The sequence below is a fragment of the Paenibacillus sp. FSL P4-0113 genome (assembly GCF_038009305.1).
GTDB classification, from domain to species: domain Bacteria; phylum Bacillota; class Bacilli; order Paenibacillales; family Paenibacillaceae; genus Paenibacillus; species Paenibacillus polymyxa_D.
The window spans coordinates 1,079,271-1,091,959 of the sequence record NZ_JBBPAZ010000001.1; the positions used below are offsets into that span (position 1 = coordinate 1,079,271).

Genomic DNA, 12,689 nt, shown 5'->3' on the forward strand with positions numbered 1-12,689 from the left:
GCTTCTTTGCCATTGACGCGGAATATGCCGGGTGTAACGGATTCTGTCTCTTGTGCAGGGACAACAGCGCCGAATCGCTTACATAGCTCGTCCGCTGTACCGTCAAACTCATTCATGTCCACGTTCCCTTTTATCCCAGCTACCTTGCCGCTGTCGCTGTATTGCCAAATATCCCAACGTTTCCATGTCACTGTGTCGCTTGGGACGCGAGTGTCACTATACCGGGCTATCCATAATGGGTAACCGCCCAATGAGGCGTTAAAATTGGCGGCAAAGGCACTACCCGTGTAAATGATTGGCTTTCGTCCTGTCAGGCGCTCCAATTCCAAAAGAAAGGCTAATGCTACAGCACTAATAAGTGTTTGGAGAGCTTGCCAGGATTGTTTTCGTAGTCCATCACCGCAGGAAGCTCCAGCGCTTTGGCACCTCCAACCTGATCCTACACATCAGCAAAATGCCGTGCATCCGCTTTCTCTGTGTCAACACTGGTGGCATCTAAAAAATGATAGGCCCCCAACAACACGCCTGCTTTCTTGGCTTTTTTTGCATTTGTAATGAATGTTGGGTCAACATAACTTGCCCCTGACTTGCTTTAATGTAGGCAAATGAAATACCGTCGGTTTAACCGCCTTCCAATCAATCTTTCCTTGATAACGGGATACGTCTATTCCTTGGGCATTACGGCTGTTTCGTCGTTGCATCCTCTTTCTCTCCTTCCTTACCACTTTTACTTTTTAAAACTTCTACGGCCTGTCGGATCACAGGCGGGATAGGAACGCCGAGTCTGCCACCATTCTCCAAAATGGACCGTAGCTCATTTTCCATATAAAAATAGGCGACCGCATCTCGGAATAGGTGCGAATCGCCTAAGACTCCATCAATTAGATGGGATACTGCTACCATTGCAAAAATAAATACCTTTCGAGCTATACCGATAAGACCAATCTTGCTTTTTAAACCTGGTCCGGTACCCTTCTTACCTTCTACGGCAGCGGCAAATAATCCGGTCACATAATCAATAATGACCAGGCAAGTAACACCCCCAATACTCCCGACCACCCACCATAAAAATACGTCACATCGCTGCTTCCTAAAGCAGTACAGAACTTAAAAACTCCCACTTATCCAACCTTCTTCCCCCGTCTCTCCGTTCAGGAAACTTTTCCTGAGCTATCATCATTTGCTTTTTGATTCTTTTCCTCTTGGGCCTGTATCTCTGCTAATGCATTTCCTACCGCAATATCCAAACCTATAAGAATTTCTTTCCGGCGTGCTGGCTGTGAAGCAATTACAGCAGAAATAACCTCAGTCAATTCTTGAACCGATCTGGTTAGATCCAGTAGTATATCCAATGTGGATTTTATCTTTGCCATGTATTTCGTCACCTCCTCAAGACGCAAAATAAGCCCCTGAATTATCAGTGGCTTTTCATACTTGTATCTTAAATTAATTTGCTGCTATAACGCTACGAGTTTTAAAGGGAAATATTGTTCAGTGAATATAAATTTGTAGACGGACAATACGTCATTAAGCTAACGGACAGTTTAACTTGATTGGTGATATTATGCTACTCTATAAATAAGCAAATAATTTAATCAAGAGGTGTAATAATGCGGTTTCATGAATTTTATATCGGACAAGTATTTAAAACCAAGTCTTTGAAATTAACTCAAGAGGATATTACCAGATTTGCAAGGGAGTTTGACCCGCAATATATGCATTTAGATGAAGAGAAAGCATTACAAGGCAGGTTTAATGGAATTATCGCTTCAGGAATTCAAACATTAGCTGTTTCTTTTAAGCTTTGGGTTGAAACAGGGAGTTACGGTGATGAGGTTATTGCTGGAACTGCTATGAATAATATTAAATTTATTAAGCCAGTATATCCAGGCGACGAATTGTACACCATCGTTGAAGTGATTGGAGTAAAAGAGATGAGGAATGGAACAGGACTCGTTACTGTAATGCTGTCGACTTTCAACCACAAAGAGGAGCAAGTTTTTGAAGGCGATTTATCCGTTCTGGTTAAACAGTAAAGTTTTATAAAATCAATTATTAAAGGTTTGAAGAGGCCCATGCATTCTAGCACGGACCTCTTCTCTTTATTTATACATGGCTTGACTTGCGGCTTTATGTTCAGCCACACGTTGCAGTAATTTCTTCATTTGGCGACCTTTAAGTTGCCCTTCTACAACTGAATTTCGCATAGATTCTACATCTTGAACCCGCACTTTACCCCATGATGAAAGCGATTGTACAGTGCGATAAATTGCTTTGCTGCCACTTTATTATGGGTCTCGACTTGGAAACCAACGCTGTTCGTCGGGTGTTTGTAACAGACAATGACTTGGGCGATCTGCTTAGGATCTGTTGGTTTGTGTACAGACAAATTAGCGTTGGATTGATGATTTAGCGTACCCAGTATTCCTCTTAGCAACTAATCTTCCGGAATTCGCATAACCTGAAGATGATGTTCACGAATACCACTTCCAATCCCACACATATCATGGTAGTTGCAGAATCACGTACGATATCACCCATTTTGGATAACATATCTATATCTTCTGGTGTTCGACTAGCATTTTCGTTCAATGTAATAATAATAAATTCATCTACTGCTTTTGTATTAGAACTGTACAAGCAATGCGATAGAACGAGAAGCATCATACAAACCATAGAGGTAAAGCTGCTTCAAGAGGGGGCTAATCCATGTAAAATTTTGGTTCAGTGTAATGAATTTCACATCTTTCCGGGCCAACCTGTTCTACCATAGAAGAGTGATACGCCGTGCTGGGCAGACCACTTTGGTCGGGACGGTTACGTCTTGTTCTAAACTAGTTACACAGGCTGTCTGGCATGCGCGGCAAGTACGCCTTTATTTTGATTCGAAGCGGAGTGTCCAGATGTTGAATACCGAATTGGAATACCGTGAGCGCATCAGGAAGTTGGCCGTATGTATTGTCAAACACTACCGGGGAAAAGGACCGGACAACGTCAAGGTTTCACTGGATTCGCCGCTCCGGATTACGGTAGAAATTCGAGGTACATTGTCTAATCTGTCCGAAATCCTCGTTCATGAAGGGGCTGAGGACAAGGTCAGAGAATATTGGGACGTCCTTCGTCCCTATCTGGAAAAGGAGTTTATGAACGAAGCCGAAAAAACACTCGGCAGTCCCTTCACTTATACTTGGGAGGTCTGCCCCTCCGTCCATGGAGACGGACACATTATCATTACTCTAGAACTACAACACATACACCGGTTGGATTAGCGGGAAGGAGCCTTGTCTCCTCGCTCGCGGATAAGCCAGTACAGGATGCAGCGTAAAGCGGCATTTTTGTATTGGCTTTTTTTATGTTTCGAGTTTCATCTATTTCATATAAAAGAGGTGCTGCACTTATGGCAGACAAGGTATTGACCGTATGTCCCTACTGCGGGAGCGGTTGTCAGCTTCATTTGCTGGTGGAAAAAGGACAGGTAATTGGCGCAGAGCCGGCTGGTGGTCGTACGAATGAAGGAACGTTGTGTCTAAAAGGACACTACGGATGGGATTTTCTGAATGACCCGCAAATTCTGACTGCACGCTTGCGCAAGCCCATGATTCGCAAAAATGGAGTTATGGAGGAAGTGGAGTGGAAGGAAGCCATTCAATATACTGCCGAACGGCTGTCAGCAATTAAGGAAAAATACGGACCCGACTCCATTATGGGAACGGGCTCCGCACGTGGTCCGGGAAATGAGGCCAATTATGTCATGCAAAAGTTCATGCGGGCGGTCATTGGCACGAACAATATTGACCATTGCGCTCGTGTATGCCATGGCCCTTCTGTGGCAGGTTTGACTTACTCGCTCGGAGATGGAGCTATGTCCAACTCTATTCCTGAAATTGAACACTCTGATCTCATTTTCGTATTTGGATATAATGCACCCGAAACACATCCGATCGTCGCAAGACGCATTGTAGCTGCCAAGCAAAGAGGCGCCAAAATTATTGTATGCGATCCGCGCATGACCGAAACAGCTCGTATCTCGAATATGTGGCTACCCTTAAAGGGCGGTTCGAACATGGCTTTGGTGAACGCTTTTGGTCATGTACTTGTGCATGAAGGACTGTACGACAAACGATATGTGGAAGCAAACACAGAAGGCTTTGCCGAATATGTAGACAGCATTAAAAAATATACTCCCGAATATGCGGAAGGCATTACGGGGGTCAAGGCGGCCGATATCCGGGCGGCTATGAGGGAATATGCAAAGGCCCCTACCGCTACCATTTTGTACGGAATGGGCGTATGCCAATTTTCACAGGCCGTTGACGTAGTAAAGGGGCTCGCTTCCCTTGCACTGTTGACCGGAAATCTGGGCAAGCCGAATGTGGGTATCGGACCAGTACGGGGACAAAACAATGTACAGGGTTCCTGTGACATGGGTGCTTTACCGAATGTGTATCCTGGCTATCAGGATGTAACAGACACCACGGTTCGCAAAAAGTTTGAAAAAGCATGGGGTGTTGAGCTGCCGCGTAAAAAAGGATATCCACTTACGGAGGTACCACACCTCATCCTGAAGGAGAACAAGCTGAAAGCTTATTACATTTTCGGCGAAGACCCTGTACAAAGTGATCCGAACGCCGCCGAGTTGCGTGAAGCCCTAGACCAATTGGAATTTGTCGTGGTCCAGGATATTTTCATGAACAAAACAGCGCTGCATGCCGATGTCATCCTCCCTTCTACTGCTTGGGGCGAGCATGACGGTGTATATTCTTCGGCAGATCGGGGCTTTCAGCGCATCCGAAAGGCCGTCGAGCCACAGGGTGATGTAAAGCCAGACTGGGCTATTATTAGCGAGGTTGCTACCGCCATGGGCTACCCTATGTCCTATGCAAACACAGAGGAAATTTGGGATGAAATGCGTAGCCTCTGCCCATTATTCTCCGGTGCCAGCTACCAAAAAATGGAGCAGCAAGGCGGCGTGCAATGGCCCTGCCCTACTGAGGATCATCCAGGTACACCGTATTTGTATAAAGGAAATCAATTTTCGACACCTAGTGGCAAAGGCAGATTATTCGCCTGCGAATGGCGTCCGCCACAAGAACAACCGGATGCAAAATACCCGCTTGTCTTGTCTACAGTCCGTGAGGTAGGCCACTACTCCGTTCGTACCATGACTGGCAATTGCCGTGCGCTGCGCCAATTGTCTGATGAGCCTGGCTTTATTCAGATTAGCCCGGAAGACGGAGCAGATCTGAATATTCTGGATGGTGAAATTGTTGCCATATCCTCCCGCCGGGGACGCATCATGGCTCGGGCACAAATCAGTGACCGTGTGCAACAAGGTGCGACCTACATGACCTATCACTGGTGGGTTGGAGCATGCAACGAGCTGACCGCTGATTTTCTCGATCCGGTATCCAAAACCCCGGAATTAAAATACTGTGCCATCCGCCTGGAACGAATCGCCGACCAAGCTCAGGCCGAACGTGATGTACATGAATCGTACCAACAGATTCGCAAACAGATGAACGTCCAGGAAGCTGTTTTGGCTGATAAGGTGACAAGATGAGCGGCACAGGGAATATGATGCACCGTCCGACTGATACCCGGTCAGCTTCGATGAGTAGAATGGGAGCAGCCGGTAGAACAAGCGCTGTTGCTTCTTCTTTTGTAGTCGCAGACGCCGGGCAGTGCATCGGCTGCAAAGCCTGTGAACTGGCGTGCTTCGCCGTTCACAGTCAGGCTAACGGTATAGGAGCTTCGGTCGGAACCGTCAGCGTTCCTGTCGTACCCAAGGTGTATGTTGTTCGTACAGGGGATACGTATGTGCCGGTGCAATGCCGGCATTGCGAAAATGCCCCCTGCGCACATGCCTGTCCGGTGCAGGCCATTCGTCAGGAGGACGGAGTCGTCATGATAGATGAGGATCGATGTATCGGCTGTACTTCCTGTGTTTTGGCCTGCCCCTTCGGGGCAATTGAGGTGTCTCCGGTCTACCGGGCCGGACACCTTGTGACGCAGTCCGGCCTGACTCACCGGGCAAATCGAGTGGCCCTTCCCCGCACCGCGGCAAGCAAATGCGATCTGTGTGCGGAAACAGAGAACGGACAGCCTGCATGTGTAGATGCCTGCCCGAATCATGTCCTACGGCTGGCCAAAGGTATATCCGACTCGCCTCCAGAGCCTCGGCGGGAAGTCTTTTTCCCACGCCTGTAAGGTCAAAATCAGCCGCAGAAAGGTAGAAAAACATGTCAACCACTATAGACAAGATCTCTTCACCTCCTTGTATGAAGACGACTGATTGCACAGACCCTGTCATTCATATTGACCCGAAGCTCTGCACGGGATGCAGACGCTGTGCTGAGGTTTGTCCAGTAGATGCCATAGAGGGACTGCCTGGAGAACCGCAAACCATTAATGCAGACCGATGTGTTATTTGCGGTCAATGTGTACAAATATGCAGCGTATACGCATCTGACTGGGCAGGTTCATCTCCACAGGAAAGCGCCGCTAGACGGCTGGAGCGTATACAAGAACGCGATATGCCTGCCGACATCAGAGAGCCGCTATTCGCTGCCTATTATAGCTACAACTTGAATAAGGTAAGCGATATGATGACCAAACCTGGACAGTTTCGGATCGTCCAATGTGCTCCGGCCATTCGTGTTTCACTCGCGGAGGAATTCGGAATGCCATTCGGCACCTTGACGCCTGGGAAAATGGCTGCTGCTTTGCGCCGCCTTGGTTTCGACCGGGTATATGACACCAACTTTGGAGCTGACGTGACCATCATGGAGGAAGGCACGGAATTGATTCGTCGCGTGACCGAAGGCGGTCCTTTGCCTATGTTCACATCCTGCTGTCCAGCATGGGTCCGATTTGCCGAGATTGAATATCCCGATCTGCTAGACCATCTATCCAGCTGCAAATCTCCGATGCAAATGTTAGGAGCGCTTATCAAGTCTTATGGCGCACAACTGGACGAGGTGGAGCCTGCGAATATATACAGCGTGGCCATCATGCCATGCACCTGTAAACAATTTGAGTGCGATCGTCCTGAAATGGAATCAGACGGTTACCGTGATGTGGATGAGGTACTGACCACGCGTGAACTTGCATACTGGATCAAGCAGAGCGGAATTGATTTTGCAAACCTGCCTGATGAAGAATTCGATTCACCGTTAGGGCAATATTCCGGTGCAGGCTCCATTTTTGGAGTCACTGGAGGAGTCATGGAAGCTGCCATCCGTACAGGTTACGAGCTGCTGACGAATGAAAAACTGCCGAAGCTCCAACTCGATTTTGTACGTGGTGAGGAAGGCATTCGAGTAGCTGAGGTTCAGGTAGGCAAGCTACAGCTCAAGGTAGCGGTCGTCGCCGGGCTACAGCATGCCTATCAGCTATTGGATCGTGTCCAGGCGGGCGAATGTGATTATCATTTTATTGAGGTGATGGGCTGCCCTGCCGGATGTATCAGTGGAGGGGGACAACCCAAGATCATGTTAGAAAAGCAACGAATTGAAGCTTATCGGGCACGTAAATCCTCCATCTATGGACATGATGCTGCACGCCAGGTACGAAAATCGCATGAGAACCCTCACATCATTAAACTTTATGATGAATTTCTAGGTGAGCCGCTGGGTCATGTGTCGCATCATCTTCTGCACACGACCTTCCAACAACGGGGGCCCGGCAAGCAAAGCCGCAGTAGCACTATTTCTATCAAAGGGGATACGGATTACTCCATTCATTAATACGTTAAGTTTTTTATGCTGTATACATTATATTTGTCGTTAGTTAGAGAGGAGTCGAATTGTATGAACCGTTTTGTTTTAGCTGATCCCGACCAGTGTATCGGATGTCGTACCTGTGAAATCGCATGTGTCATCGCACATTCAGCGGAGAACCCTTTTATCTCACCAGATGATGAGTTTCATTTTCACCCTCGTCTGAAGGTTATTAAATCATTTGGAGTCACTGCACCCGTTCAGTGTCGTCACTGTGAGGATGCCCCATGCGCTAACGCTTGTCCGAACGGCTCCATTACGAACGCAGATGGCTGCATTCTCATTAACAGTGAAAGCTGCATTGGCTGTAAAACCTGCATGATCGCCTGCCCTTACGGCGCGATTACCATGGTACCCGAGTATCGAAACGGGCAGCCTGTCGTTCAAGACGGACTGTACACCAATATGTCAGGCCGTTTGCAACCCAAAGAACGCATGATTGCCAGCAAATGTGATTTGTGCGAAGGTGTGGACGGCGGCCCGGCCTGCATTGGTAAATGTCCAACACAAGCCCTCAAGCTGGTCGAGCCAGATCTGGTTCATGCTCGGGTTGAGGAAAAACGCGCTGCAAGTGCACGTCAGCTGCTGCATATGACACGCATTCCGGCAACAGGTCTATGACTGAAGGTTTCCCTCTACCTACAAATACGCGAACCGAGCGGGATGCGTTAGGAGAGATGGAAATTCCCGCAGACGCCTTTTACGGTATTCACACCGCACGCGCGATGAACAATTTTGCGGTCAGTGGCAGGCCTGTGAACCCAAACCTGATCCACGCTCTTGTGTTGGTAAAAAAAGTAGCCGCTCAAGTGAATGGAGAGCAGAAACGGCTTCCTGTCCAACGGGCCTCTGCCATTGTATATGCTTGTGATGAAATACTCGCCGGGAGACACCAACATATGTTTACCGTGGATGCTATGCAAGGCGGCGCAGGCACCAGTACCCATATGAATGTAAATGAGGTCATTGCTAATTTGGCCATCGTACAGCTAGGAGGCAGACCAGGGCAGTATGAAATTGTACATCCGCTGGATGATGTGAACTGCTGTCAGTCTACGAATGATGTCTATCCCACAGCGCTACGAATTGCAGCGATACGGCTGCTTCGGCCTTTATGTGACACAATGTCTTCGTTACAGGATGCTTTACAGCACAAAGAAACAGAATATGCCGACCTACTCAAGCTAGGCCGCACTCAGCTAATAGATGCCCTGCCCATGATGGCCGGGCAGGGCTTTGGTGCCTATGCAAAGGCTATAGCGCGCGACCGCTGGCGTCTCTATAAGGCCGAAGAGCGGCTGCGGGAAATCCCTATTGGAGGCACGGCGATTGGCACAGGTATGAATGCGCCCCGCGCTTACAGCTATCGTATGGTCGAAAAACTGGCGGATGAGACCGGCTTTGGACTGAGTCGCAGCGACCACCCGATGGATCCGATTCAAAATATGGATGTCTTTGTGGAGGTGTCCGGTCTACTCAAAGCAGCCGCCGTGAATCTGTACAAAATATCTGGCGATTTTCGCCTACTGGCCTCTGGTCCTTTCGGTGGTATTGGCGAATACACTCTGCCTCCAGTTCAGGCCGGATCCTCTATTATGCCTGGCAAGGTCAATCCGGTAATAGCTGAAATGGCAGGACTAACAGCCATGCGTGTGATAGCCGAAGATGCGGCTATCACTATGGCCGCTGCCTCGGGTCAGTTGGAGCTAAACGCATTCCTGCCGCTGATTGCCGAATCGTTGCTGGAATCGCTACATATTCTGAACAGCGCGGTTCGACTATTCGAAGAACGATGTGTGCGTGGCCTGATCGTGCGTGAGGAACGCTGTACTACAAATCTGCGTAACTCAGCCGTGATGGCTTCCGCGCTGGTCGCGGAGCTTGGCTATGATGAAGCTGCCTCCATTGCATCTGCAGCTATTGCGCAAGGTCGCGCACCAGAGGATATTGCAGAAGATCGCGGCCTACTGACCCGTTCGCGGATTGACCAATTGTGCCATCCCTATACAGTAACCAAGCCCGGAATTCCGGGGCAGGAAGAAGGAACTCACCATGGGAATGAATGATACCCCTCGCAGCAACCGACCACATATCGTCCTGCTCGGTCGCCGCAACGCAGGCAAATCTAGCATTCTGAACACCCTGACCGGTCAGCCCGCCGCTGTGGTATCTCCTGTAGGAGGAACGACCACGGACCCCGTTTTCAAACCGATGGAGCTGCTCCCTGCGGGTCCCATTGTTTTGGTAGATACCGCCGGACTGGACGATGAGGGTGAGATCGGAGAGCTGCGCCGCAACAAAACGCTCGAAATACTTAATAGTACAGACTTGGCCCTGCTGGTCATCGATGCTACCGTTGGAGTCGGACCATTCGAGTATGAGCTACTTGAAAAGCTCAGCATCAAAAAGATTCCTGTTATTGGGGTATTGAATAAGATAGATACCCTTACTGAATCAGATAAAACGGCTACAAAACTGGCAACTGAACTGGATCTCACTCTGATTCCTTTTAGTGCATCTTTGCTCCGGGGAGACACGGAACTAAAAAAGGCTATCACGAATACACTCCCCCAAAACGAGGATCGTTTCCGTATCGTCGGTGACCTGTTGTCACCCGGCGATGTTGTTGTGCTGGTCGTTCCCATCGACAAAGCTGCACCAAAAGGCCGATTGATTCTGCCACAGCAGCAAACAATCCGCGATACACTAGAGAGCGATGCCATCGCCGTAGTGACCAAAGAACATGAACTACGATTGACGCTGGAGAGATTGGGACGCAATCCTCGCTTGGTTATTACTGATTCACAGGTTTTTATGAAAGTAGCGGCCGACACGCCCAAGGATGTGCCTCTCACCTCTTTTTCCATTCTATTTGCCCGTCATAAGGGCGATCTGGACGAACTGGTACGAGGTGCAAGAGCCATTGATCGCCTCAAGGATGGAGACCGCGTACTCATTGCCGAAGCCTGCACTCACCAATGCCAATCTGACGATATTGGCCGAGTGAAAATTCCCCGCTGGCTCCGCCAAACGATAGGCAAACGTCTTATCATCGAGCATGCATCCGGCTCCAGCTTCCCTGATGATCTGAGCGAATACGCACTGGTTATTCATTGCGGTGCATGCATGCTCAATCGGCGTACGATGCTTCATCGAATGTCGGAAACGAAAGCTGCCGGAGTGCCGATTGTGAACTATGGTATTTTCATCGCTTATGTACAGGGGGTCTTTCCCCGTGCTATTGAATGCTTCCCATCTGCTATGCTGGCATGGGAGCAAGCTGTAGAAGCCGGCAGTTATTCCTAAAAGACTTTATCTCGTCATTCATATTTTTTCCAGACACACAAAAGCAGCCGCGCTGATTTCAACGCGACTGCTTTTTATTTTCAAGTTCTATTATAAATCATGAGAATTTTCATTGCGTAAAATGATACTACGAATAATATAAATTGCTAAAAATACAAATCACGCTCGCCTGCTTCCAGTCGTTCCAGTCTGTCAAGTGTCAAACGGCGCGTCGATTCACGTGGTATACGCTCCAGATTCTCTCGCAGAGCGGCAGCCCCCAGTTCACGCGCCTCCTCGTCCCCATAATCAAGCAGATATTCTTGGAAGGTCAGCAGTGAATTCGGCTGGCACACATTATGAATTTGTCCTGATTTGGCAAGCTCCATGAAACGATCTCCAGTTCGCCCCTCGCGGTAGCAAGCTGTGCAGTAGCTCGGCATATATCCGCCACGGCACAGACTTTTAATAATTTCCGATGGTGAGCGATGATCCCCTACCTCAAATTGAGGCTTATCATCAGTTTCCTGTTTTGCATATGCCCCTACGCCTGTAGCTGAACCTGCACTAATCTGCGACACGCCTAGACCAATGACGCGGTCCCTATATTCCGGCTCCTCGCGCGTGGACAGGATCATACCAGCATAAGGGACAGCCAGTCGAAGAACGGATACAATTTTCATAAAATCCTCATCGTTGACCAGGTACGGATATCGCTCCAGATCTACATTTTCAGCCGGACGCAATCGTGGAACTGAAACCGTATGAGGGCCACAGCCAAAGGCTTCTTCCAAGTGCTCGGCATGTTTCAGCATCGCTACAGTCTCATAGCGGAAATCATACAAGCCGTACAACACACCGATCCCCACATCATCTATACCCGCACGCATGGCTCTGTCCATGGCGGTAGTATGCCAATCAAAGTCCCGCTTTGGTCCCTGTAGGTGGAATTTACGATAGCTTTCCCGATGATACGTTTCCTGAAATAAAATATACGTACCAATGCCCACCTCTGCCAGTTTCCGATAGTCCTCCTCGGTTGTGGATGCAATATTCACATTGATCCGCCGAATGCTGCCGTTATCCACCTTGACCTCATAGATCTGGCGCAGACAATCGACGATATAGTCAATGGGACAATGGACTGGGTCTTCTCCCGCTTCCAGCACGAGTCGCTTGTGTCCCAGTTCTTGAAGCACTCTAACCTCCTCCACCAATTCCTCCGGTGTCAGACGGCTACGAGTAAAGCTGTCATTGGTATGTTTATAACCACAATATTCGCAGTTATTCACGCAGTGGTTGCTTACATATAAAGGGGCGAACAACACAATCCGGTTGCCATAAATTTGCTCTTTGACTGCCCTCGAAGATTTGAACATCTCTTCCAATAATTCAGGATCATCCACATGCAAAAGAGCCGCCGCTTCACTCGCACTCAGTCCCCGGCAGGCTCTCCCCTTTTCTAAAATTTCTAAAATACGGTGTCGATCTGTTGCCTCTTGTTTCCCCTGCTCCACTGCTGCCATAATCTCTGCTTCATTAATAAAATCCGCCGACACTTTCTCCCGTACTCCACTCACGTATACCCATCTCCTTATTCATGGTTACTGCAATGTTTCCGTCATA

Annotated in this window: 11 protein-coding genes and 1 pseudogene; 8 read left to right on the forward strand and 4 right to left on the reverse strand. The window is 48.7% G+C overall.

The genetic code is table 11. The features are described from left to right. Positions 1-71: 71 nt before the first annotated feature. The 3 genes and pseudogenes from MKX46_RS04140 to MKX46_RS04150 form a co-directional block, all read right to left on the reverse strand. Positions 72-701, reverse strand: a pseudogene (locus tag MKX46_RS04140) (glycoside hydrolase family 25 protein); the annotation flags it as partial. Beyond that, positions 679-1,059, reverse strand: coding sequence for a phage holin family protein (locus MKX46_RS04145; protein ID WP_239645201.1), 381 nt, complete (start codon positions 1,057-1,059; stop codon positions 679-681). The gene MKX46_RS04145 and the pseudogene MKX46_RS04140, both read right to left, overlap by 23 nt. Before the next feature lie 92 nt (positions 1,060-1,151). Then, positions 1,152-1,373 (reverse strand): hypothetical protein, encoded by a 222-nt coding sequence (locus tag MKX46_RS04150; RefSeq protein WP_039271168.1) that lies wholly within the window; start codon positions 1,371-1,373, stop codon positions 1,152-1,154. A gap of 237 nt (positions 1,374-1,610) precedes the next feature. Between MKX46_RS04150 and MKX46_RS04155 the strand changes: the two genes are divergently transcribed. The 8 genes from MKX46_RS04155 to hydF all read left to right on the forward strand — a co-directional run bounded on the left by MKX46_RS04155 (position 1,611) and on the right by hydF (position 11,084). After that, positions 1,611-2,036 (forward strand): MaoC family dehydratase, encoded by a 426-nt coding sequence (locus MKX46_RS04155; protein WP_341070940.1) that lies wholly within the window; start codon positions 1,611-1,613, stop codon positions 2,034-2,036. Positions 2,037-2,903: 867 nt separating this feature from the next. Then, positions 2,904-3,269: a hypothetical protein gene (locus MKX46_RS04160; protein WP_013310644.1), complete on the forward strand. Its 366-nt coding sequence runs from the start codon at positions 2,904-2,906 to the stop codon at positions 3,267-3,269. 128 nt (positions 3,270-3,397) lie between these two features. Then, complete coding sequence (gene fdhF, locus MKX46_RS04165; protein ID WP_029517400.1) at positions 3,398-5,560, forward strand: formate dehydrogenase subunit alpha; 2,163 nt, start codon at positions 3,398-3,400, stop codon at positions 5,558-5,560. After that, on the forward strand, positions 5,557-6,207 hold the full coding sequence (locus tag MKX46_RS04170) for a 4Fe-4S dicluster domain-containing protein (RefSeq protein ID WP_029517399.1): 651 nt from the start codon (positions 5,557-5,559) through the stop codon (positions 6,205-6,207). The genes fdhF and MKX46_RS04170 overlap by 4 nt, the downstream gene beginning before the upstream one ends. A 32-nt stretch (positions 6,208-6,239) precedes the next feature. Further along, a complete protein-coding gene (locus tag MKX46_RS04175) occupies positions 6,240-7,745 on the forward strand; it encodes a [FeFe] hydrogenase, group A (protein ID WP_238437745.1) in 1,506 nt (501 codons plus the stop codon). A 63-nt stretch (positions 7,746-7,808) separates the two neighbouring features. Then, on the forward strand, positions 7,809-8,399 hold the full coding sequence (locus tag MKX46_RS04180) for a 4Fe-4S dicluster domain-containing protein (protein ID WP_013310648.1): 591 nt from the start codon (positions 7,809-7,811) through the stop codon (positions 8,397-8,399). Beyond that, a complete protein-coding gene (locus MKX46_RS04185) occupies positions 8,396-9,844 on the forward strand; it encodes an aspartate ammonia-lyase (protein ID WP_081317575.1) in 1,449 nt (482 codons plus the stop codon). Before MKX46_RS04180 ends, MKX46_RS04185 begins: the two co-directional genes overlap by 4 nt. Further along, positions 9,831-11,084, forward strand: a complete 1,254-nt coding sequence (gene hydF, locus MKX46_RS04190; RefSeq protein WP_069011524.1) for a [FeFe] hydrogenase H-cluster maturation GTPase HydF — start codon at positions 9,831-9,833, stop codon at positions 11,082-11,084. Before MKX46_RS04185 ends, hydF begins: the two co-directional genes overlap by 14 nt. A 146-nt stretch (positions 11,085-11,230) precedes the next feature. Here hydF and hydG read toward each other — a convergent pair whose 3' ends face one another. Next, positions 11,231-12,643, reverse strand: coding sequence for a [FeFe] hydrogenase H-cluster radical SAM maturase HydG (gene hydG / locus MKX46_RS04195; RefSeq protein WP_013310651.1), 1,413 nt, complete (start codon positions 12,641-12,643; stop codon positions 11,231-11,233). Between the last annotated feature and the right edge of the window lie 46 nt (positions 12,644-12,689).

Bases quoted from the DNA above. Each gene is read 5' to 3' on its own strand.
- MKX46_RS04160 (WP_013310644.1), top strand. From the start codon at position 2,904: ATGTTGAATACCGAATTGGAATACCGTGAGCGCATCAGGAAGTTGGCC.
- MKX46_RS04150 (WP_039271168.1), bottom strand. From the start codon at position 1,373: ATGGCAAAGATAAAATCCACATTGGATATACTACTGGATCTAACCAGA.
- MKX46_RS04155 (WP_341070940.1), top strand. From the start codon at position 1,611: ATGCGGTTTCATGAATTTTATATCGGACAAGTATTTAAAACCAAGTCT.
- MKX46_RS04185 (WP_081317575.1), top strand. From the start codon at position 8,396: ATGACTGAAGGTTTCCCTCTACCTACAAATACGCGAACCGAGCGGGAT.
- fdhF (WP_029517400.1), top strand. From the start codon at position 3,398: ATGGCAGACAAGGTATTGACCGTATGTCCCTACTGCGGGAGCGGTTGT.
- MKX46_RS04180 (WP_013310648.1), top strand. From the start codon at position 7,809: ATGAACCGTTTTGTTTTAGCTGATCCCGACCAGTGTATCGGATGTCGT.
- MKX46_RS04175 (WP_238437745.1), top strand. From the start codon at position 6,240: ATGTCAACCACTATAGACAAGATCTCTTCACCTCCTTGTATGAAGACG.
- MKX46_RS04170 (WP_029517399.1), top strand. From the start codon at position 5,557: ATGAGCGGCACAGGGAATATGATGCACCGTCCGACTGATACCCGGTCA.
- hydF (WP_069011524.1), top strand. From the start codon at position 9,831: ATGGGAATGAATGATACCCCTCGCAGCAACCGACCACATATCGTCCTG.